Origin of the sequence: Bradyrhizobium sp. CB3481 (assembly GCF_029714305.1) — a bacterium.
Classification (GTDB): Bacteria; Pseudomonadota; Alphaproteobacteria; order Rhizobiales; family Xanthobacteraceae; genus Bradyrhizobium.
In genome coordinates this window covers 5,801,008-5,823,173 of sequence record NZ_CP121647.1, presented here as the reverse complement: position 1 = coordinate 5,823,173, position 22,166 = coordinate 5,801,008, and the positions used below count along the sequence as shown (strand labels likewise).

General features: G+C 60.5%; 13 protein-coding genes and 12 pseudogenes. 16 read left to right on the top strand and 9 right to left on the bottom strand.

Annotated elements, in window-relative coordinates:
* Nucleotides 1–337: 337 nt before the first annotated feature.
* Nucleotides 338–813: pseudogene (locus tag QA643_RS28400) on the top strand (IS256 family transposase); the annotation flags it as partial.
* Nucleotides 814–1,521: 708 nt separating this feature from the next.
* Nucleotides 1,522–2,316, top strand: a pseudogene (locus QA643_RS28395) (IS256 family transposase); the annotation flags it as partial.
* A 131-nt stretch (nucleotides 2,317–2,447) separates the two neighbouring features.
* Here QA643_RS28395 and QA643_RS28390 read toward each other — a convergent pair.
* Nucleotides 2,448–3,740, bottom strand: a pseudogene (locus QA643_RS28390) (IS1182 family transposase); the annotation flags it as partial.
* A gap of 74 nt (nucleotides 3,741–3,814) precedes the next feature.
* Here QA643_RS28390 and QA643_RS28385 point away from each other — a divergent pair.
* A pseudogene (locus tag QA643_RS28385) lies at nucleotides 3,815–4,072 on the top strand (transposase); the annotation flags it as partial.
* A 321-nt stretch (nucleotides 4,073–4,393) separates the two neighbouring features.
* Here the strand turns inward: QA643_RS28385 and QA643_RS28380 are convergent.
* Nucleotides 4,394–5,605, bottom strand: a complete 1,212-nt coding sequence (locus QA643_RS28380; protein ID WP_283034960.1) for an IS110 family transposase — start codon at nucleotides 5,603–5,605, stop codon at nucleotides 4,394–4,396.
* Between the two features lie 265 nt (nucleotides 5,606–5,870).
* Here QA643_RS28380 and QA643_RS28375 point away from each other — a divergent pair.
* Nucleotides 5,871–6,077 (top strand): annotated as a pseudogene (locus QA643_RS28375) (transposase); the annotation flags it as partial.
* Between the two features lie 305 nt (nucleotides 6,078–6,382).
* Here QA643_RS28375 and QA643_RS28370 read toward each other — a convergent pair.
* Nucleotides 6,383–7,412: pseudogene (locus QA643_RS28370) on the bottom strand (IS110 family transposase).
* Nucleotides 7,413–7,718: 306 nt separating this feature from the next.
* Between QA643_RS28370 and QA643_RS28365 the strand changes: the two are divergent.
* The 11 genes and pseudogenes from QA643_RS28365 to QA643_RS28315 all read left to right on the top strand — a co-directional run bounded on the left by QA643_RS28365 (nucleotide 7,719) and on the right by QA643_RS28315 (nucleotide 16,324).
* Nucleotides 7,719–9,082 (top strand): annotated as a pseudogene (locus QA643_RS28365) (IS701 family transposase).
* Between the two features lie 120 nt (nucleotides 9,083–9,202).
* Nucleotides 9,203–10,266 (top strand): annotated as a pseudogene (locus tag QA643_RS28360) (IS630 family transposase).
* A gap of 386 nt (nucleotides 10,267–10,652) precedes the next feature.
* Complete coding sequence (locus QA643_RS28355) at nucleotides 10,653–10,931, top strand: hypothetical protein (RefSeq protein WP_283028987.1); 279 nt, start codon at nucleotides 10,653–10,655, stop codon at nucleotides 10,929–10,931.
* Nucleotides 10,932–11,390: 459 nt separating this feature from the next.
* Nucleotides 11,391–11,624: a hypothetical protein gene (locus tag QA643_RS28350; RefSeq protein ID WP_283028986.1), complete on the top strand. Its 234-nt coding sequence runs from the start codon at nucleotides 11,391–11,393 to the stop codon at nucleotides 11,622–11,624.
* 37 nt (nucleotides 11,625–11,661) lie between these two features.
* Complete coding sequence (locus QA643_RS28345) at nucleotides 11,662–12,186, top strand: SycD/LcrH family type III secretion system chaperone (protein ID WP_283028985.1); 525 nt, start codon at nucleotides 11,662–11,664, stop codon at nucleotides 12,184–12,186.
* Nucleotides 12,146–13,309, top strand: coding sequence for a type III secretion system translocon subunit SctE (sctE, locus tag QA643_RS28340; RefSeq protein ID WP_283028984.1), 1,164 nt, complete (start codon nucleotides 12,146–12,148; stop codon nucleotides 13,307–13,309). Before QA643_RS28345 ends, sctE begins: the two co-directional genes overlap by 41 nt.
* Nucleotides 13,310–13,351: 42 nt before the next feature.
* Nucleotides 13,352–14,443 (top strand): hypothetical protein, encoded by a 1,092-nt coding sequence (locus QA643_RS28335; RefSeq protein ID WP_283028983.1) that lies wholly within the window; start codon nucleotides 13,352–13,354, stop codon nucleotides 14,441–14,443.
* A gap of 42 nt (nucleotides 14,444–14,485) precedes the next feature.
* Nucleotides 14,486–15,028 carry a hypothetical protein gene (locus QA643_RS28330; protein WP_283028982.1) on the top strand — a complete coding sequence of 181 codons (543 nt, stop codon included), beginning with the start codon at nucleotides 14,486–14,488 and terminating at the stop codon, nucleotides 15,026–15,028.
* A 126-nt stretch (nucleotides 15,029–15,154) separates the two neighbouring features.
* Nucleotides 15,155–15,271, top strand: a pseudogene (locus tag QA643_RS28325) (transposase); the annotation flags it as partial.
* An 82-nt stretch (nucleotides 15,272–15,353) separates the two neighbouring features.
* Nucleotides 15,354–15,600 (top strand): annotated as a pseudogene (locus QA643_RS28320) (integrase core domain-containing protein); the annotation flags it as partial.
* Entirely contained in the window at nucleotides 15,593–16,324 is a 732-nt protein-coding gene (locus tag QA643_RS28315) for a hypothetical protein (RefSeq protein ID WP_283035107.1), read from the top strand. The pseudogene QA643_RS28320 and the gene QA643_RS28315, both read left to right, overlap by 8 nt.
* A gap of 226 nt (nucleotides 16,325–16,550) precedes the next feature.
* Here the strand turns inward: QA643_RS28315 and QA643_RS28310 are convergent, their stop codons facing one another.
* The 6 genes and pseudogenes from QA643_RS28310 to QA643_RS28285 all read right to left on the bottom strand — a co-directional run.
* Nucleotides 16,551–16,823 carry a hypothetical protein gene (locus QA643_RS28310; RefSeq protein WP_283028981.1) on the bottom strand — a complete coding sequence of 91 codons (273 nt, stop codon included), beginning with the start codon at nucleotides 16,821–16,823 and terminating at the stop codon, nucleotides 16,551–16,553.
* 149 nt (nucleotides 16,824–16,972) lie between these two features.
* Nucleotides 16,973–17,405, bottom strand: a pseudogene (locus QA643_RS28305) (transposase); the annotation flags it as partial.
* The gene (locus tag QA643_RS28300; protein ID WP_283028980.1) at nucleotides 17,366–18,244 is read right to left on the bottom strand and encodes a hypothetical protein; all 879 of its coding nucleotides are present in this window, start codon (nucleotides 18,242–18,244) and stop codon (nucleotides 17,366–17,368) included. The pseudogene QA643_RS28305 and the gene QA643_RS28300, both read right to left, overlap by 40 nt.
* A gap of 94 nt (nucleotides 18,245–18,338) precedes the next feature.
* Complete coding sequence (locus QA643_RS28295) at nucleotides 18,339–19,460, bottom strand: recombinase family protein (RefSeq protein WP_283028979.1); 1,122 nt, start codon at nucleotides 19,458–19,460, stop codon at nucleotides 18,339–18,341.
* Entirely contained in the window at nucleotides 19,450–19,620 is a 171-nt protein-coding gene (locus QA643_RS28290) for a hypothetical protein (RefSeq protein ID WP_283028978.1), read from the bottom strand. Before QA643_RS28290 ends, QA643_RS28295 begins: the two co-directional genes overlap by 11 nt.
* A gap of 1,078 nt (nucleotides 19,621–20,698) precedes the next feature.
* Nucleotides 20,699–21,002: pseudogene (locus tag QA643_RS28285) on the bottom strand (ATP-binding protein); the annotation flags it as partial.
* A 733-nt stretch (nucleotides 21,003–21,735) separates the two neighbouring features.
* Here QA643_RS28285 and QA643_RS28280 point away from each other — a divergent pair.
* The gene (locus QA643_RS28280) at nucleotides 21,736–22,164 is read left to right on the top strand and encodes an EscI/YscI/HrpB family type III secretion system inner rod protein (protein WP_283028977.1); all 429 of its coding nucleotides are present in this window, start codon (nucleotides 21,736–21,738) and stop codon (nucleotides 22,162–22,164) included.
* The last annotated feature ends 2 nt before the right edge of the window (nucleotides 22,165–22,166 follow it).

Genomic DNA, 22,166 nt, shown 5'->3' with positions numbered 1-22,166 from the left:
TATGAGATATCTCGGTGCCAACGTTCCGCTGCGGCATTCTACATCGTAGCGTATGGTGCGACCATCGGGACAGAGCCACCGGGAGCACGGAGGTGCGGGCAGGCCGATAGACACGACGAGCCGAGAGCTCGAGTTAGTAGCTGGTCGCCTCTGCGACTCGCCCGGTTGCGCCGAGAGCGCGAATCCGTAGTTGTTGGGTCGCCCGCAGCTCCCGTCGTCATGTGCCTGGCAGGAGGTGCGAGGGAATGTCCTGAACGATGTTGAATAGGAGGAGCGGCGTTGCTTGCCTTGAGCTGTTAGGCTCGGGGTGTCGAATCCACGAAAGGAAAGCAACGCCATGAAGAAGGTTATCACGAAAGATGCCAGTGACGCGACGGCGATGGTGGAGTCGGCCTGGGAAACAGTTGGGGAAAGCTTTGAGCGATTTTGCCTGACGGCGGGCATTGCCACGCTGGCTGGGATGATGGAGGAGGACATCGAGCGCCTCTGTGGGACCGTGCCATGTGCGGTCGGAACAGAAGGACGGCCATCGCGGGGCGGACGACTGGTCGGTTGGGCTTCCACGGCGGAATGATCGAGGTTGAGCGGCCTCGCGTGCGCCGACGGGGCGGTGGCGAGATGAGCTTGCCGAGCTGGGATGCCGCGCGGACGGAGGATTGGCTCGGCAAACGGGCGATGAACCTGATGCTGCTGAACGTCTCGATGCGCCGGTTCGGCCGCGCGGTTCGGTTGCCGGAGCGCGACGTCCCCGCGCAGTCAGGCGACAGCCGTTCCAAGTCGGCGGTGTCGCGCCGGTTCGTCGATTTGTCGGCGGGAATGTTTTGTGTAAGAGGCCTCTGTGAAGGTTGAATTGCAGTCGTTTCTTGCATCAGGCGGACATTGTCGTCGATCCCATGGTGGCTAACAGTGGCCGGGCAGCAAGCTCTGTCAAGGCCGTAGCCGCCGCAGGCGGGGGCCGCAGGCCCGCCTGTGTGTCGGACATGTCCGACAGCTTGGGGGTGAAAGTCCCCTGTAACCTGATGGAGGTGAAGCACTAGCGGAAGCGCAAGGGCGGAACCGCGAGGTACCGTCCGAAGGAAGCGTGGAGCAAAGTCGCGACCCGACGAACAGAAATCGGATATGAGGCAGCACTGGTCGGACGAGCGGGCAGGCATTCGCGAAGTCCATCTCCATCAATGGCCAGAGTTGTAAATCCAGCGGGTGTGCGATGAAGGCTGTCGGACTTACTCCGAGAGATCTGCATCGTGTCCTTCGGGACTGAGGACGCCGCAAGGTGTCCTGACCGCGATGCAGAAGTCAGCAGAGGGCGTAATAGGTCGGCTCGCCGGCTGAAGGCCCGAACGGTCCCCGATGAGGGGTTGAAGGAAAGGGCAAGTAGATCGGACGTCTCATGACCGCATCGCGACCGCCATACCAACTGGAGTTGGACTTGCCGATGCCTGCGCGGGGTGAAGCCCCGGAGGGTGTCCGGAACGATGTGTAAGTAGGTTTCTGTGAGTTTACCTTTGAGGGGAGACTCACATGCCGACTGATTCGACGATCACTCCTGAACTGCTGGACCAGCTTCTGGCGAACTACAGCAAGCCCGAAGACCTGACGGGCGAGAACGGGTTGTTCAAACAGCTTAAGAAAGCCTTGATCGAGCGAGCGCTTGGGGCCGAACTGACCGAGCATCTGGGCTACGAGAAGGGTGATCCTGGCGGCCGGGGCACTGGCAACAATCGCAACGGGACGAGTTCGAAGACGATCCTGACCGAGGCGGCGAGATCGAGATTGCCGTGCCGCGCGATCGCGCCGGTAGCTTCGAGCCGCAGCTGATCGCCAAAGGCCAGACCCGGTTCGATGGCTTCGACGACAAAATCCTGAGCCTGTACGCCCCGCGGCATGACAGTGCGGGAGATCCAGGGCCACCTGGCCGAGCTGTACGGTGCCGAGGTCTCACCCGACCTGATCAGCCGGGTGACCGACGCGGTCCTCGAGGAGGTCCGGGAATGGCAGAGCCGGCCGCTCGATGCCGTGTACCCGATCGTGTTTTTCGACGCGCTGCGGGTCAAAATCCGCGACGAGGGACTGGTCAAGAAGGCCGTCTATGTCGCGCTCGCCTACAACAGCGGCGGCGAGAAGGACGTGCTCGGGCTCTGGATCGAGCAGACCGAAGGCGCCAAGTTCTGGCTGCGGGTCGTCAACGAGCTCAAAACGCGCGGCGTCAACGACATCCTGATCGCGGTGGTCGATGGGCTCAAGGGCTTTCCCGAGGCGATCGCCTCGGTCTATCCGCAGACCGTGGTGCAGACCTGCATCGTGGGGTCGTTGAAGAAGCCCGTATCTTCGATTGACTCGCGTTCTTGCAAGATGACAGTCGCGCCGTTGGGAGGCCTCAGGTCGAGGCGATCCTTAAACGGCCGATCGTTAGCGTGAGGAGCGAACACGAGCAAAATGGCTAAAGCGGCTGCGGCCAACCGCTTCAGATTGATAGCAGCGGCGGTCAGGAAAGCCTGGATACGCATGTTGTCTCTGCCACGGCGTATGGCGCGACGGAGACCGTGCCAAGTCTTGGCTTCGCCATGGACGCCCTCGACCCGCCAACGATGACGCCGATAGAGATGGCGTTCATGCTCCCCCCATCTGAGCCTCTTGCGCCGCGCTCTCAGTAACGACGGGTGGTTGACATTGAACACGACCACACGAGCGTGGCGGGAGGGGCTCACGCAATGCGGCCGCAGGGGACAGGCCGAACAGTCTTTGCCACTCGCATGGAAGTGTTGGAAAGAGTCCCGTTGCAGCTTGCCTTTGGGCCGCAGGATCTTGCCGGTTGGACAGCGCACCAGGTTGTGCTTGGCATCGAGCCTAAAGCGCCGCGTCGGTATGACCTTGCCAGGTTGCCGTTCGGCCTTGGCTGGTACAACGGCATCGATCTGGCGGTCCTCCAACGCCCGAAAAACCTTAGCATAGGCGTAGCCTGCATCCATGGTCGCCGTCTTAATAGCGACACCGGTTGTCAAGGCGATGGCATCGAGCTGAGCTTCTAGGGCCATGCCTTCGTTCTGTTCGCCGGTCGTCACCTCGACGTCGACAACGACGCCCTTCAGATCATCGACAGCCGTATGTTGTTTATAGGAGGGTTCGAGATGACGGTTACGACCGTTCGTCGCCATAGTCGCATCGGGGTCGGTCGTGCAGATCTTTTTGTATTTGCCGCTCTGACGGTCTTCCCATCCGAACTCGGATGGATTCGCCGCCTCTACGTCGGCAACATGGCGTACGGCCAAAGCGTCCCAGCTCACATTCGCACGGATCAGCGATGCATCGATATGGATGATCTCGCCGGCCACAATCTTGGCTGCTATGCACGCCTTCACGGTGCGTTTGAAGATGTTGCGAAAGCGCTCGGCACCCCAGCGCTGGCGAATGCGCGTCAGCGACGAGTGGTCGGGTAGCACCTCGTGCAAACCGTAGCCGACGAACCAACGGATCGCGAGATTGACCTGCGCCTCGCGTAGCAGCCGTCGGTCATGGATGATTCCCAGCAGAAAGCCGGCAACCATGAGCCGAACAGCCACTTCGGGGTCGATCCCCGGGCGTCCGGTATCTGTGCAGTAGAGATCGGTGACCTCGTCACGCAGCCACGAGAGGTCCAACACGCGATCGACACGAGCGAGGATGTGGTCGTCTGGAACGAGCTGTCGCAACGAACCAGTGATGAACAGCTCCAGCTGATCGCGCTCTTTCCGGCCTAGCATCCTGCCCACCTCGCGAATCAAAGAGAACCGGCGGGACCAGTGAATCAACGTCTGCAGACTTCTTCAACAACCCCATCGTGCACCTGATCCGCAATAGCCTGGCGTTTGTAGCCTGGAAGGATCGCAAGGCGATCCTGCCTGCCATCAAGGCAATCTACCGGGCCGAGAATGCCGACATGGCGCTGGTCCGGCTCGAGGAGTTCGAGGACGAATGGGGCAAGCGCTATCCGGCGATCGGCCAGGCCTGGCGCCGCGCCTGGGAACACGTCGTGCCGTTCTTCGCGTTAGCTCCTGGCGTCCGCAAGATGATCTACACGACGGATGAGATGGACAAGCGATTTCTTCATGGCCGAAGCAACGATTGCGGAGATCGCCGTACGTCCATTCTTTTGTTCGGTCGCGCTGCGGGCCATTCTTCCGTCCCGGCCACCGATCTCGCAGCCGCCGCGCGCAGGGGCGGTCAAGGCTGGCCGCATTTGCGGCCACCGTATGGCTTGGCCTTGACCGGCCCGAGCACGACGGCACGCTGGCGTGGAACGGGACTGCGTTCCTGGCCTGGCTAGACCTTGCCGTCAGCCGCGGTTATGGTTGTCAGGCGCGGGCGACCTCGTGGCGAAGCGTGGCGCATCGGCTGCAAGCGCCACCAGGCTGCCCTATTTTGTCCTGCCGAGCTGAGGCGCCCGCGCGCCGGTTTTTGGCCGCCGTGGTTTCCATTGCGTCACCAAGCGCTCGTAGCTTTGCTCTGCCCGGGCGGCAATCAACATCTCGCGGTCGCGCAGCGCCTTGATGTTGTAGGCATAGGCTGGCCCGCGCCGGCTGCCTTTCTGTTGTGGATGCCCGGCTTGAAGCTGCATCGCGCGGGTCTTGTTGGCGACCAGCGATGGGCCCGCCCACAGGTAATCCTCGCCCTTCGTATGCCAGCAGAGCACCGTGAGCTTGCGAGCCACGGCGACCGCGGCAATCTGATGGCCGCGTCGGGCGCGGATGCGAACGAAAAACGCATGCAGTGGACCGGGCGCCTTTGCCGCGGCCCAAGCCGCCTCAACCAGCATGGCACGCGCATGACTGCGGCCGATCTTGCTGATGCGGCCGTGGTGGGCGGCTCCCAGCCCGGACTGCCGCACCCGCGGATTCAGCCCGAAATAGCTCACCAGCTTCTGCGGGCTGTTGAACCGGCTGATGTCGCCGATCGCCGCCACGATGCCGGCGGCGACCGCCAGATTCACGCCGGTGATCGTCATCAATCGGTTGACCGCGGAATCGTCGATGGCGTCCTGCGCGATCTCGCGGTCGAGCAGGGCCAGGTCTTCCGCCAGCCGGTCAAGCTCACGGACGTGCCGATCGATCGCCGCGCGCTCATCGTCTGGCAGCTGTTGAGCGGCCAACCACGCCCGGCCGCGAGCGTTGAACAAATCGGCGTGCGGGCACTTCGGGAGCAGGTGCGCGTGCAGGATCGAATGCACCTCGTTCTTGAGCCGCGTACGGTGCCGCACGACCTGGTAGCGCCGCGCCACCAGCCTACGCTTGCGTTCAGTCTCCGCATCAGGTGTCCAGATCTGCGGCAGGTACCCGGCCGCCTGCAGACTGGCGAGCGTGCCGGCATCGATCTTGTCGGTCTTGACGTGAGCCTGGGCGATCGCCTTCACCTGCAGCGGATTGGCGATAATCACCCGTGCCACGAACGGCGCCAGCACTCGCGAGGCCGCCATGCTGTTGGCGGTCGCTTCGACCACCACCTCATCACTGGCCAGCAGGGTCTTGCCAAATCCCTCCAACGCAGTCCGCGTCATATCAATGCGGCCCGCATGTCGGAGCCTGCCGTCTTCCCAAAACACCACCTCCCCGAAGGTTCGGTGGACATCAATGCCAATTACCCGTCGCATTCGCACCTCCTCCTGCCAGATACATGACGGGAGCTGTCGGGCGACACGACAACTACGGATTCGCGCTCTCGGCGCAACCGGGCGAGTCGCAGAGGCGGCCAGCTACTAACTCGAGCTCTCGGCTCATCGTGTGTATCGGCCTGCCCGCACATCGTGCTCCCGGTGCCTCTGTCCCGATGGTCGCACCATACGCTACGATGTAGAATACCGCAGCGGAACGTTGGCACCGAGACATCTCATACCGGTTACCAATGCGGTTGAGGCGCTGCACCGAAGCTTGCGCAAGATCATCAAGACCCGCGGCAGCTTCCCGACCGACGAGGCGGCACTCAAGCTCTTGTATCTCGCCATCAAGAACGCCGGCGTTCATTGGCGGCGGCCGGTCGAATGGACCGCCGCCATGGGGCAGTTCGCCATCCACTTCGGTGCGCGGTTTCCAGGAACCGCCCGCTGATGAGCACAATCGACATCACGGCGCCGACGATGATCGCTTGGTCCGAACCTTCGCCGTCAAGCCCCGCGCCTGCGGCGCGCCGCTGCGCGGCTTCGGGGCTTGACCGCTCGGTCCGGCCAAGCAAAGTGGTCGGCCATGCCGTCGATGCCACCAGTCAATATCTCAAATACCAACTTCAACCTTCACAGAAATCGCTACACAAAATTTCGGACATTCCCGATCCCGGTTTCCTGACCATTTGCCATCACACCTTGAGTGCCCTTCCGATAGGAATGAGCGCGAGCGCGGCGGCTGTCGCCCCTCAGTCAGGCAGCAGCCGGCGCGCTCGCGCGGTCTCGGTAAGCTTCTCCTTTGCTCAGCATGGCCCAGAGGATGCGGGCGGTCTTGGCGGCGAAGGCCACCATGGCGACCTTGTAAGGCCGCCGCGCCAAAAGATCGCGCAGCCACGGATCGGTAACACCACGCCTCTTCTGTTGCCGCAGATGCGAGCTGGCTCCGCTGATCAGCAGCGCTCGCAACACGCGGTCTCCCTGTTTGGATATTCGTCCTGAGCGATGCTTGCCGCCAGTACCGTGGTCCTTGCCGGTGAGCCCGATCCAGGCCGCGAAGTCCCGACCGGACCGAAACACCTTCGCATCGGGCACTTTGGCCAACACTGTGCTGGCGATGATCGGACCGACACCTGGGACTTCCATCAGCCGGCGCGCGTCCCGATCGCACCGGGCCGCCTTCGCGATCTGCCGTTCAAGCACGCGCTCATCGGCATCGAGCGCCTGCCAGTGTCGGGCCAGCATCAACAGAGCACACCGCATCATCTCCGGGATCTGTTCGCTCGGCTCCTCGAGCTTGGCCATCAGCTCGCTCAGTCCCTGATGTCCTTGCGCGGCCACGATCCCGAGTTCGCCCAGCGCTGCCCGCAAGGCGTTTGCCACCATCGTCCGCTGGCGTACCAGCAAGGCGTGTGCCATGAACCGCCAGCGTGGCCTGTTGCTCAATGCTCTTCGCCGGAACAAAGCGCATCGTCGGCCGGCTCACTGCCTCGCAGACACCTTCCGCATCCCGCCCGTCGTTCTTGTTGCGCTTGATGTAGGGCTTCACATAGGCCGGCGGCATCAGTCGCACCTCATGGCCATAGCGCCTGATCACGCGGGCCCAATGATGCGCGCTCCCGCAAGCCTCCATGCCAACCAGGCACGGCGCGAACCCCGCAAAGAACTTCTCCACGGCTGCCCGCTTGAGCTGCCGCCTCACCGCAACTGTTCCCGATGCATCAATCCCGTGAACCTGAAACACGTTCTTGGCCAAATCCAACCCAATCGTGCTAATCTTCGTCATGGACGGTCCCCTTTGTCTGGTTCGACTCACATCGCCAGTCTGGCACATCGATGCCGTTCGGGGGCCGTCCGCCCCATCATTGCAGGGCACCCGATGCGCCGTTGAACCGTTTCTCGCCGCGAGGCGGCTGCTCTTCAGAGAATTCAACACCAGACCCGTTCTCATCTCTTCTTGATCGCTACAGACGGCATCTATCGGATGTGCGTGGATTTACCAACGCGACCCTTAGGCTTACTCAGTCAGAAGTCGCGGGCGCATTTGAGGGTGAATCAGCTACCCAGAGGCCTCAGGCAAGAGGATTTTAAAATGGGTAGCCGAAGCAAAGATGGAAGTGAAGCGCGATTTGCGGCTTATGTGGACGGGCTGGTGAGCGCATCGGGCATGCGGATCGGCGAAGCCGCTACGCCATTACTGTGTTGGCCTGATGTTGCCTGGTGAGCGCAAGAGCGTAGAGCCGATGGCGGCGATCACATCTCCGGAGCGCACAGCAGCTCAGCATAAATCGCTGTTTCATTTCGTGGGCATGGGCGGATGCTCGGACCAGAAGGTCTTGGCCAAGGTCCGGGAGATGGTGCAGCCGAAGATGGAGCGGCACGGCCCGATTGAAGCTTGGATCATCGATGACACTGGCTTTCCCAAGAAGGGGCGGCATTCAGTCGGGGTGGCGCGTCAATATTGCGGGCAACTTGGCAAGCAAGACAATTGCCAAGTGGCGGTTTCGCTGTCGGTTGCCAATCACCATGCGAGCTTGCCAATCGCCTATCGTTTGTACTTGCCCCAGAGCTGGGCCGAGGAGAGGAACGTCGAGAGAAGGCCGGTGTGCCCAAGGATGTTATCTTTTAAGACCAAGCCCGAGATCGCGCTGGAGCAAATCCGATCGGCCTGTGAAGCAGACATTGAGCGTGGCGTGGTACTATGTATGCCGGATATGGCGCGGATACGACGCTGCGTAAGGAAGTGACGGCGTTGCAATTGCGCTATGTTGCGGGCATGTTGCTGAACAAGTCCGCGTGGCCGCCCGGCATGGGACCGCTGCCGCCTAAGAAATGGTCGGGCAATGGGCGGCCGACGAAATTGATGCGCCGGGACGGCAAGTCATAAGCCTTGCTCGGTCAAGGAACTTGCTCTCGGTCTACCGAAACAAGCTTGGCGGAATGTCAATTGGCGGGAAGGCAGCGCTGACTCCTTGACGTCGCGCTTTGCGCGGCTCCGGGTCCGCCCCGCTCATCGCGATTACTGGCTAAGCGAGCCGCATGCCGAAGAATGGCTGTTGATCGAATGGCCTGATGACGAATCGGAGCCGACGAAATACTGGCTCTCGACGCTGCCTGGAAACATCTCCTTCCGCGCCCTGGTCGATTTGGCCAAGCTCAGATGGCGCATCGAACGCGACGATCAAGAGCTCAAGCAGGAGGTCGGCCTCGGGCATTATGAAGGGCGCGGTTGGCGCGGCTTCCATCACCACGCCACGTTTATGCATCGCCGCCTACGGATTTCTGATCTCCGAAACGGAGACGATTCCCCCCCTCACGACCTCGTCGGCCCGCGTTCGTCAAAGAATTTGCGCTTCCAAAATTCAAAAGCCTCGTGGCGCTCCCCATCAGAACCGAGCGTCACATGCCGAATTCGATCGCTACAATGCGGCGGCGCCTCGCGAGCACATCGGTTAGGCGTCTACGAAGATGTCCGTGTTGCGCAATCCAAATCGAGGGCCATGCGCCATCATGATTGTGACGCAGTAAGACTACTACCCGCTTTTCTTGGAACGTGAGTCGTGATTCAAGGTCGGGATGATACCCGAAGCAAGAGAAGTCCACCTTTCGAGGAAAGATCGCAAGGTGCTTGAGGCGTGTTGTCGCTCACCGATAACATTGCAGCGCGATTTGAAGCGGGCGCGGATAGTCCCGTTGGCGGCGGACGGGCGCAGCACCCGGTCGATCGCCAAGGAAGTTGGGGTCCAGCCGCGGATTGTCAGCCTTTGGCGGCATCGCTATGCCGACCAAGGCCTTGAAGGGCTGCAAGACAAGCCGCGGCCCGGCAAGCAGCCTATCTATACGAAGACGACCGACAAGCGGATTCTGAAGCTGCTGGATAAGCCGCCCCCGCAAGGATTTGCGCGCTGGACCGGCCCTCTGCTGGCCGAAGCGCTCGGCGATGTTGACGTCCAATATGTCTGGCGGTTCCTGCGCAGCCACAAGATTGACCTCGCGGCTCGCAGGTCCTGGTGTGAGAGCAATGACCCGAACTTTACGGCCAAAGCCGCCGATGTCGTTGGCCTTTACGTCGCCCCGCCGGCGAAGCTATTGTGCTCTGCGTGGACGAGAAGCCCTCGATCCAGGCTTTGGAGCGAGCGCAGGGCTATCTGAAGGTGCCCAATGGCCGCGCCTTGACCGGCCAGAGCCACGATTACAAGCGGCATGGCACCACAACATTGTTTGCCGCGCTCGAAGTCGCCACCGGAAAGATCATCGCTACGCATTCCAAACGCCGTCGCCGTGTCGAGTTTCTCGATTTCATGAACAGCCTCACCGCGGCCTTTCCGGGCCGAAAGCTTCACGCCATCCTCGACAACCTCAACACCCACAAGAAGAATGAGAACTGGCTCAAGGCCCACCCCAACGTGCAATTCCATTTCACGCCGACAAGTGCGTCCTGGCTCAACCAGGTCGAGGTATGGTTCTCAATCTTGCAGGGGCAATCGCTCAGCGGCACCTCCTTCACAAGCCTCAAGCAGCTTCAGGAACACATCGATGCCTACGTCAACGCCTACAACGACAAAGCCGAGCCCTTCGTCTGGACCAAGCAAAAGGTCCGTCAACGCCGTTTCAAAGGCCGCCGTATCACTCAGCTCTGATTCCGGGTACTAGCTAAGCTAGTCCGTGAAGATTGGCGCGTGCTCGTCCAACCCGTCACCTTCGACCGATCCCAATTCCATTAATCCCCGCGTAGTCGGGCATCCGCTGGGCGGGGAGCCGGAACGGAAGTTCTTTATCGTCAAGTCGAGGAACGCCGTGAGGCGCTTCCACAAAGCCCCGGAGCTCAGGGGCTTTTGAAGAGCGCTCAGATATTCGCTCGCATAGCGCTCGTAGGCACAGAGAAACAGCGCTTCCGGTGCGTCCTTGGGGATTGGCCTCAAGCTTGAAGGCTCGCTAAGCGCGAGCGCGGAGGCTGTGGTTCACCGGGAGATTCGGGATGGCGCGCGTTCGGCGCCGGTTGGTCTATCTGCTAGCTGGAGGGAAGATGATGAAAATCCTGCGCTGGATAACTTCCTTGCTGAAACGGCGCTCCATCGAGCCAGCACTGAGCCATTGCTCAAAAAAACCCGAACGCGGCCTCGATCGAAGCATCGTTCTTGATCCGCTGGCCGATCCAAGAGATCCGCGGCATCGCCATGAAGCCTGCCCAGCGGCGCATCTCGCACGCCCACATCCTCGCATGGTCATCCTGGCGCAGGGCTCATCAGGCCAACGCGCGCAAGCCCCATCTCAAACAAAAATTGCACCTGTAATGCTAGCATGATCGTCACGCAACGTCCGCTTCCCTGATCTTCAACATCAAGCGGGACATCCCCACGAAATGCTGGCGCAGGCTATTCTTGTCGAGACGCCGGAGAAGACCGCGCTGCCGCCGTCCGACGCGGGCCTTCACCGAACCGCACTTGGCTGCACTCGCGTCCAGACGCGCCGCCCCATCGTGCCCGCCTATGTTTCCATATGAATAAACTACTTTTTCTCTCAACATAGACGAAGTAGTTTCAGAGGCGATCTCAGGGGTGACGCGTACAAGCGTTCATCTGAGGCGTGGGATCTATCACTTACGCAGCGCCTCACCGGAGAAGGGGCGGGCTACTCCCCATAGCCAGACGTGGGCGCGCCCGATTCAGCAGGTAGTTGGCTGTACATCGAGGCTGCGTGCGCATGCAGCGTTCGATGGTGAGCCCGCTATGCTTGTTTCGACATATGGCTAAGGAGCGGGAAGGTGGATCTGGACGAAGCAATGCAAAAGGCGCGACAAACAACCGAGCAGATGGACCGTCTCTTGAGGGAGTTCGGCGAACAACGAGATCGGTTGGCTCGTCTGTTGGACGATGAGGCCGTCAGCGCCGCCCTAATTGCTGCATGGGAAGGCGGCGATGAAGACTTTCGAGAGGCTTGTGAGCGCGAGCTGGCAGCGCTCTGCGATACTTTGGGTCTGAGCGCAACTCGATATTGATTTCGATGCATGTGTCCAGCGCTGGGGAGCATTTGATATGACCGGGCGGCTCAGGTGTGACAAGCACGCTGGCGCGGCTGATGCGATTGAAGCTGGTGGGCTGGCGCAACTCGCCGTCGACCTCATGGCGGGGCGCGCTGAACTGGCTGACGTCGTCGGCATCACGGATGACGAGCTTGAGGCGCTGTATGTATTTGGCCACCGCTACTACCGTTGCGGCAAGTACGAGCACGCGCTGAGCTTCTTTCGTTTCCTGTGCTTACACCGTCACACCGATGCACGATTCTGGCTTGGTCTGGCCGGCGCTAGTCAGGTGCTTGGGCGCGCGGAAGTCGCAGTGCGCGCCTATAGCTTGGCAGGGGTGCTAAATAGCCAGGATCCGCAGATACCGCTTCGCGCTGCAGAATGTTTTCTCAAGCTCAAACGGCCCACAGCGGCCATTGGCGCGTTCGGCGATGTCTTGGCGCGGAGTGCTGGAAAACCTGAGCATGCCACGTTCGCTCGGCGCGCGCGAATAATGCTTGACCGGCTGCAAGCTCGAGAGACTTTCGACAATGCATAGTTTGAACACGGGTGCAATCAGCGAAACAGTACGCGAAGTGGGGGCGCTGCTTCCGTTTGATCGCTCCGCCACGGAGCCTTCACTCAACTTGTATACGGCGGATCCTAACAATTTGCCGCCGCTGGTCTCCGGAGAGGCATTCCAGTCAGGTTTGATCCCGAGCTTACCAGTAGCTCGTGTGTTCGATTCGGCCGATCTTCTTACCACGTTGCTGGCGCTGAAGATCAAGATGACCGACGGATTGGTCGCGGGCGGAATGGCGGATATCCGGGCCTGTGAAGCGCAACAAAGGCAGTTGCACGAACGAGTAGCGGAAAACATCCGAGACGCGGCGAAATCATTGGCGCGGTCGGAGCAGAGTTCTGGCGCGATGAAGCTCCTCGGATGGCTCGCGGTCGGACTGTCGGTCGTGGCTGCCGTTGGCACTGGCGGAGCTCTGGCTGCGGTGGCGGCAGCAGTTACTGGCGGAGTGGCGGTACTCAGTGAAACGGGAGTCGTCGATAAGATGACTGAGGCGATGGCTACGAGTCTCATGGAGCATTGCGGGATGGACTCCGCCGAGGCGAACAGGGTGGCCATGGGCATCTCGATCGGCATTGTATTCGCGGTCTCCGTGCTGGCGGGAGGCGCAGGGTTTGCCGCCAATGCATCTGCGAATGGATTGAGCGGCGCCGCGATGTTGAGGCACCTCGGTGAGAGGGGCGCCTCTACCCTACGTGGACTTGCCTCCCTCGCGAGCAACCCTGGCTCATTAGGAGCCATGATCTCGAAGGTCATTACTCAAGCCGCATCTGCGCTCGCTGAGGGAACGTCGAACCCCGCCACAATTGTTCGGATCAGTCAGAGCGTCTCAACTGCCGCTCAAGCCGGCCAAGCAGTTGCTTCGCTGGCAGAGGGTTGTGCTGGCATCACGAGTGGGGTTCAGCAGAAGAAGGCAACGGACGCTCAGGCGAAAGCGCTGGACACAGGGGAGCGCATTGCCTGGTACAAGCAGCTTCAAGACGACGGCATGGATTTCATCAAGCAGCTGCTCCTCGACAGAAAGGAGACCACAGAGAAGGCTGTCGAGGCCGTCGAACGCCAGATTGATCTCAACGCGAAACTCAGCCGCCACTTCGGCTAACAGTAGCTCCAAGCCCTCCCCTCTCGCGTAAGGAACCCAGCTATGTTGGTTGTTATTGAACAGGTAGGTGTTACCCGCGTTGATCCGTTGGACACCGCCGCGAGTCCCCAAACTCCGTTGATTCCGATCTCTGCACCCTCCTGCGCTGGAACCGCGCCTGAGAGGCAGGTTCCATTTGGGCAGGTTGCGGATGGCGCGCGGGAGTCGGCAGGCCTCTCGGCGCTCCCCGACTTTGCAATTTATGAGAAGCTTTCGAGCGTTCAACCTAAGCTGAAGGACTTTGCGACGGGGACCGACATATCGGCAATCGCCAGGCTCATTGTTCGGCTCAACAGGGAGTGTTTCAAAGCGGCAAGAGAGGGGAAGTGGGCTGCGCTCGGTGCCGATATCGCTGCGCAGGACGCGGCCGCCAAGGCGCTTCGCGATTCGGGACTGTGTCAGTTGTTTGGGTCGATACTCACCTCGGGCGGCACAATGGCCGGTGGCGCTATAAGCCTCAAAGGGGCTAGCCAGGCTCAAGCGCGATTCGATGAACTGTTTAAGATCAAGATCCAGAGGACGCCTCCGAGGTGCGAATTGGAGCCGGAAGTACTGAATGACCGTGCGGGTCAATTGCGGCGCCTCGAAGCGGCGGAAGGCGAGCTGCAGCTCTTGCAAAACGCGAGTGGTAAAGCGCAAGGCATCGCAGAGTGGGACGGCAACACGCAGCTCCAGGATGGCAAGATCGAGTCTCCCCCTCGGGAGGGGGGCTGGTCGTCGGGTGAAGGTAATGCACCTAACGCCTCGCTCGAGGCTGACGCCCGGCCGCCCGAAGGTATGGACTCACTCCAATTTACGCGCGTTGCTCAAGCACAAACAGCTGCCCAGCAGGAGAACATGAAATGGAATGGCATGAACGCGATCACAACGGAAACCTTCAAGCTCGTGGCGGCTGGCGCGACTTTGGGGGCCACCCACTATCAGGAGGAGCAGATCAAGCAGAACGCGGATAGCACCAGGTCGAAGGCCCAGGTGGACGACGAAAAGCAGTTCTCGGACTATTATCAGGCAGTGTTTCATGACGTTATGGGCAAGCTTGCTGAAATCCGTAGCGCCGAAAGCGAGACGAGAAGCAGAATAATCAACATGGCATGAGCGCATGGCATCGTCTGGAACTGTTTTAGAAGGATGAGTGGGATGATCAATCACGTTGCAGGAATCCAACACTATTTGTCTGTGTCGAGTGCAGACACCTTCCAGGAGCTTGAGCTATCCTGGTGCGTGACTCTGATGCTGATCCTGAAGGAGCGCCACGGCATCTACAAGACCCAGATGCAGTCTGAAGAGGAGCATATGGCGGCGCGGAACAATGTTCTCAAAGACATGAATAGCGCACTTGAGACCCTGCGTGCCAATAAACCGACCAATCCAAAGAAGTCGGCCCCCTATGGCGCCTTCACTGATTGGCACGGCAACAGGCGCGACATTTTTGAATGGATGGTGGAGAACGGCATCCCGATCGAGAATAATAAGCGCGACAAGCTGGGTATGCAATTGGAGTTCGAGGCCGCCATTAACAATATTAAGGCACGGGTTGATAGCGCCAACAGTGAAGGGCAAATGGATCTGATTTATTTGCAAGCGCTTATGGATAAGCTCCATCAGGGTACTGAACTGATGTCAAACGTCATTTCGAAAGATCAGAGGACAAACGAGACTATCATCGGCAATATGCGCTAAAAGAGAACCAGTGAGTGGTACGGAGCCAGAAGAGTCGTTGCTCAGGAACTTCAGATGATCGCTGCACCCGCGCAGGCGCAAATGAGTGGACACCTGTAGTAGGCTCGATGAGCCAAGAGGTGTCAAATGGAAGGACGTCAACGCCGATCGTTTACCGAGGAGTACAAGCGGCAGGCCGCTGAGCTGGAGGTGTCGAGTGGCCGCTTGATCACGTCTGTGGCCAAGGAGCTCGGTCTGCGCGACTCCGTGCTGCGGCGTTGGGTAGATAAGTTCCGGCAGGAGCCGATATCGGCGGCGTGGCGCCCCACGACGCAGACGACGCCGTCGCAACGCGCTCGCGGCTGCCGGCATCACCGCTTCCATGAGCCGCAAAGCCGATCGCTACGACAATGGCCCAATGGAGAGCTTCTTCCACACCCTGAAGACCGAGCATGTCCGTCATCGCCGATACCGAACCCGCGCCGAGGCGGCGAGGGATATTTTCGCTTCATCGAAGGTTCTACAATCGAATAAGGCTGCATTCCGCCACCGGATATATCGCCCCGATCGAGATCGAGCTAAAAATTGCTTAAACCCATCCACTTATTCGGCGGAAAATCAATGTACTCTCAGCAAGAGCGTCTCTCTTATCCGTTGCGGCCAACGTTACTGACGCTCTTTTGTCTAATCTTGACCGGATGTGCAGGCTCCGAACACTCGCGCGAGGAGCCGGTAACGCCGGCAGCTACCTTTGAACTGCTGAAAGGGCCGGCGGCCCAGCCGATCACTAGCGTCAAGCGGCTGCCGGTCATCTCCGATAGCACACGCGTGCAACTCAACTACATCAAAGCCGATATTCGGACGGTTGTGGAGCACATTGCGAGCGATGTTCTGGCGATGCCCATTATGATTGATCCAGTTGTGGGGGGAAAGATGACGCTTCGGACGTCTGGCAAGGTCCCGGCGAGCGAGGTCCCGCGACTCCTGGACGAAGCGCTGGCGAAGCATGGCTACGGACTGGCGGCAGTCGACCAGAGAGTTAGGGTGGCGCGCTTGACTGATCTTGCCGCTGGACGGCGTGATTTTCAGACCATCCACCTCCGCCATGCCGATCCAACCAACGTGATCGACGTAATCCGACCGTACGTCGATACGCGCGTGCATTTAGCGCCTCTGCGCGGACAACGAGGAATCGTCATCGATGGACCGTCCGAAGGCGTGCGTGCCGCGCGCGAACTCATAACTTCACTTGCCACCGATGGCATGCCCAACAAGGCGGTTCTGCTGCTGGTTGTCCCCATCAATCCAAGAAGATGAGACGAGCCGGGAAGGCGGTTCAACGGGCTTCAGCAGCAGCTAAACACGATGGCGGGAGCGCCCGATGGGGCGGGCAGTTCGCAGCATAGCCGGTCGCCGGCCGGGGCGCGGACGCGTCCCCCGCGGGGGGCTGAATCTTCCGTATGGTGAGTCCCGGTTGCGTACCGATCCTGACGGTGTGCGGAGCGACAGCCGGCATATTTCACGTATCCGTCCGGTGAAGCTTTCAATTACCCACAAATTCTTCTCCGACCATGGCGCCCAGCGCGATGTCGGTGAGGCGTGACAGCTCGCGCCACATGACGGTTTTGCCCGGCGGCGGATCGGTGGCGCGAGCGAGATAGCCGCCGAGCCGGGCGATCTTGATCAGATAGTGCGAGAGCGTTTTCGGTCTTGGTTTTGGTTTGTCGTTGACGAGGCGATCGAGCACGCCGATTTCAGTCGCAGTCAACGCGAGGGTTGGCGGCGCGTCTGGGGCGGAACGGTTGAGCATCGTCATCCAGAACACCCGCCAACTCAGGATGCAAAAGAGCGAGATCAGATTAGTCAGACGCTGGGCGGTCCGTACGCGTCCGAGGACGGCCGCTCAACGATTGCGCGCGGGCATAGACGGTCTCGGTTATGATGGTCGCTGGCATGTTGAGACGTTCAGGTTGCGATGGGACGCTGATCGAAGGGTTTTTCGACCGCGCGTAGCCGTTTCCATTTCCAAGAAAGCAGCTCGTCCAGGCGCGAGGCAGGCAGATCGGCGATACGGGCCGGAACATCGGCGAGCCAGGCTTGCGGGTCGACGTCGTTGAGGCGTGCGGTGGTGAGAAGCGTCATCATGACAACGGCCCGGTCTGCCCCGCGCTGAGAAACGGCAAAGGTCCAATTACGTCTTCCGAGAGCGATACCGCGCAGCGCTCTTTCCGCAGCGTTGTTGGTCAGGCAGATTCTGCCATCATCAAGGAAGCGGGCGAAGTCGGCCCAGCGCTTGAGCATGTAGTCGATCGGCTCGCGAACCTCGGAGGAGCGCGAGAGTGTGGCGCAGTTCGGTGGTCACCCATTCGTGCATCCCATCGAACAGCGGCTTACTCTGAAGAGAGTTTGCTGATTGGGATGCGATTTTGTGGGGTATCTTGGGTTCTGTCGCGCTCGTTCGGCGATAGATTGAGCAGCAGTTGTTATCAGCTCGGTGCGGGCGAAGATCCATGGGCCGTCCGAGAGCGGATGGATGGCTGCGATCTCGCCGGCTCCAGCGGCGAGCCGGAGCGTCTTGGGCGCAATCTTTAGGAGCTTTGCCGCGTTGCTCAGGTTTAGCCAGGGCTCGATCCCGTCCTCGGCGGGCTTGAACACCGGGATGTGATAGTTCGAGCGCATCGAGGTGACACGCTCGCGCGTCCAGCGATGACCGTTACCGGTCTTGAGGCCGTTGCGGTTGAGGAGGCCGGCGATCAGATCGTCATTGGCGATCAGCACCAGTTGGCGCACAGCTTCGATGATGCTGGCGGAGGTGCTGTTACGCTGCCCGCGCCGGCGCTTGGGCAGGCGTATCTCGCTGTGAACGCCGCCGACCCAGTGGATGATGAGGACAATCTCGGAGGCCGCATCGTCGATATCGGCCACGACCTCATGGATGAGGGTGCGCACAATCCGCTTCTTGAGGCGCGCATCCGTCGTCGGCGCATCCCAGACCGTTTTGAGGTTCGAGGCCAGAACGCCGAGCGACGCTGGATCAGCAATGGGGGTGGGCGTCGCCGCCTCATGCATGGCGATCTTGCCCTCGACCTCCGCCGCGTGAGCAAGCGCCCTGTTCCAGCGCGCTTCAAGCTCGCCCGCCACCAGCCGGTTCGCGGGATCAGCGGCATCGTATTGCCGGAAGGCCCGGTCGACGGCATAGCGCGCCGCTTCGAGGTCGCGACTGAGAGCCTCGCGCACCTGATCCCGCCGTTCGCTGGCCTCGTTGGCGGCAGCGGTCGCAGCGGCGATAGCGCCCGGACCGACGATCCCAAGCAGTGCTTCCTCGATTGCATCATCGACGCGCAGTCTGCCGAAGCCGATGCAGTGAGGGCCTGCCATTGTCCATCCAGGCGCGGCTGCAGCTGTAGCGCGGGATATGGTGCTTCATGCCGGAGTACCGGAGTGTGAGCTTGCGACCGCAGCGCTTGCAGCGGATCAGACCGGCCAGCAGCGCGTCACCGTGCTTGGGCGCGCCGTGATGCCGACCGGTGGGAACGTTGCTGCTAACCATGGTGCGGATCGCCTCGAACCTCTCCCAGCTCACGTACCCATCGTGGGTGTTGGGCTTTAGCGCCAACCATTCGTTCCGCGCCTTGCGGCGGATCTTCACGCTCACGCCCTCGGCGCCGTATCCCGCCGCCACAGCCGTCTTACCATAGGCATAGGCGCCGCCGTAGACCGGGTTCTCAATGATCCGGTGGATGGCGGAGTAGCTCGGTCGCCGCCAGGCCGTGTCGCCGTTGGTCTGCTTCACCGGCAGATCGAGATTGTACTCGTGGAGCCAGCAGAGCGCCTGTCGCGCGCTGCCCAGCTCCTCGACCTTGTCGAACACCAGCTTGATCGCTTCCTGGACACGCCGATCCGGATCCTTCTCATAACGGTCGCCGGACTTCACGAAGCCCACCGGCGCTGCCACAACCAACTCGCCCCGGCGCGCCTTCTCGTAGCGGGCCGAGAGCGAGCGCTGGCGCAACAGATCCAGCTCGTACTCGTTGAGGCTGCCCTTGAGCCCGAGCAACAGGCGGTCGTTGCCGTGCCTTGGCGCATAGATGGTCTCCTGATCGACCAGAACGGTATCGACCACACGGCACATCTCGATGAGTTGCTGCCAATCCCGGCTGTTGCGAGCGAAGCGCGAGACCTCGCGGGCGCAAACCGCGCCAACCTTACCGAGACAGACCTCCGCCACCATTCGCTCGAAGCCTGCGCGTTGTACCCCGCCGGCGGCTGACCGACCGAGATCATCATCGATCACTTCGATCTCGGACCACCCGAACGCCGTCAGCCGGTCTCGCATAGCGTATTGCAACGCGCTGCTCTCGCGATTGTGCAACACCTGATGCGCTGAGGATTGACGCACGTAAAGAATTGCCTTGCGCGCGAGATGATGAGGCCTGACTTTGTCAGAGATCATGACCGACCTCCTTCGCGCGCGGCGTTGCCGTCGCCGCAGCGTAGTCGAGGATCAATTGCGTCATCAGGCTCGTGAGGGCCGCCCGCGCTTCTGCCGGCAGCTCCGACCATGCCGGCGCGCCGATGGCGCTGTTCAACAGGCCGCTCCCGAACAGATCCATCTGCTGCTGCGACCGCGGTTTTTGATTGTGTCGGTATCCGCTCCCTGGCATTGCTGTCTGGCGTGACATGAGTCGCTCCCCGATTCTGGTCGTGAGAGCCTTTGGATGCGCCAGAAACCAGGGCAGCTGATGGCGTTCGAGCCTTCAACGCCAGATCGAGAAGCGCAGAAAGCGCGGCAATTGCATCGATGCTAACAAACGGCTGAGCTGTCAAAAGCTCAGCGTCAGGGCACGCCGTCCGGTCGAACATCCATGCTGGAACTTCCAGCCAACGATCTGCTTGCGACCCGTCCAGAGTGCAACGAAAAACGACATCATCAGCCTTGGAGACGGTCCCATGAACGCAAACTCGGCGACCAAACCAAGGATGATGCCGATATAGTACTTCGCAAGAACGGTCCTGTGGGCGTTCTCAAACGTTGTTGTACAACACGACCCGCAGGCACTCGACCATCGGTTATCTCAGCCCGGTTGAGTTCGAGCGCAAGGTGGGATTAGCTTAAGCCGGTGTCCATCAAACCGGCAGCAGCTCAGACACGTCATCGCGCGTCATAGCGCGCCGCAATGATTGGAATTCGATCCGCGATCTCCATCAGGGCCCGCGGTCAATGGCCGCATTCAGAGGCCGTATACATGACCGCTCCCCGATCCGTTGCCGAAGCACTAAAAAAGCCCTTGCCGAGAGGGGGCCGTCCATACATGACGTGGGGGCAAATGCTTGCGACAAAATCTCTCAACGCCGGTGTCCCAATCAACCGCCGCTGAGCCCATCCGGTCGAGAGCTTCCTTTAGCCTTAGCACTGACGACAGGCTGTGGGGCGGGCGTACCCAGTCGACATGAGCCAAGTGGCGAAATCTTCCAACAAAGCGCCATTGCGCGATCCCGCGTAACACGTGTGAACCTTCCGGAATAAGTGTTCGAGCATGGCTGTCCCCTTTGGACTTGGGAGCACGCTACCGCTTGAGTTGGAGCGGTCGAAGAGGCTGTTAACAATGGGGATATCAACATCGCCTCCACATCACTGTGCACTGCACATAAGTCGAGGATGAGGAGCGGGACGCCGGCCGGGGCGCAGAAGAGCCGACCATAGCGGCCATCGCCGCGGCCCAATTGAAGATCACCGAGGAGCTTCGGTACTCTCTGATAGAGGACGGAGTGCGTCATCGCGGCAGCCCTTGTGGCCCAAGGCCGAGGCGAGCCACTTTGCCGACGCCGGTTGGACCGGTAATGATCAGATCGTTGTGTGCGTCGATCCAGCTGCCTTTCGGCGAGCTTTCCCGCGATCGAGGCCACGCGCGGCGCGGTAATCGACGTGTTCAATGGCAGCCTGATGATGCAGACGGGCGTAGCGCAGTCGCCGCAGCAGCTTTTGGTAACTGGTTCATCTGGCGCAAGCAGTAACCGTCCATATGCAGTCGGTATGACTCCATTTCTGTAGTATATTTGCATCGAACGGGTTGGCGAGCTAGACAGCCGTAAAGGTAGGTTGTTGGTAGCGGTATGCCAATCCGCACAACCTCGTATCGGAATGCTTGCCGCTATGGTCATCCTCTTTGGATTAGGTGACGATAGTACCGCGGGATGTGCAAGTGAGCGGGCCGCCCGTCGAGAATCTCGCACCTTTCCGCGGGCGGGGTGGGCGGTTGGACAGAGCTAGATTATCGGTGGGTGTGGCATGGTTTTCAGTGGCGAGCGCAATTCGGAATATATGTCTCTTTTTCCTGCGCCTGCGACACCGGAAAGTCGCGCCCGTCACCGGCGTCTGGCCGAGGCGACCTTCTTGGCTTGTGTCACGAATGATGCCGTGCGGGCGAGGCGGATTGCGAAGGGGCTTGATGTGCTCGCCCCAGGCAGTCGGGAGTGCGTCATTGCTTGCGCGTTGACGGATCTGATGGCGGGCGACGTTGAGGCAGCAGTCGAGCGTCTCCGTCCTCTTTCCCGCGCCAATGATGCATATGGCCTGGCGTTTCTCGCGCTGGCTCTCGGTCTTGCTGGGCGCTTAACCGAGCGGGATGCGGTGCTGAGGCGACTTCCTCGTGGCGATCCTGCGCTCGAGGGGCTCCTTACAGCGTTAGACAATAATACTCGGGCTCATACTGCATGAGGTGCACCTAATGAGCGGTGTGAATAGCATCCTGCCAATGTCGGCCATATTGGTTACGGAAACTTCGGCGGTGTCGAAGGTCTCGAGTGACTCCGTCGAGGCGTTTCGCGTCGCGTTCGAGCGTCCGATATTGTCGCCGGGAGTCGACGAGCCGCCAGCGATCGCTGGCGGCGAACTGACTGAGGAGCTGCGGGGCGCTGGGCATGCTCGCATATCTGACGGCATCCTCAGTGAGATGGAGAAGTTGAGCGTCGCCTTCAATGATTCCATGAGGGTCGTGAGCATGGCTGCGCAACATGCGAGCTCTGGGGAAATCCGTTCGGCTGAATGGCTGAACGCGCAGCTCGCGCTATCAGCGGTAACCCTGCAGTACGATATTGCAACGAAGGTGGTTGGAAAGGCTGCGCAAACTATCGATACTTTCTTAAAGAGCCAATGAAA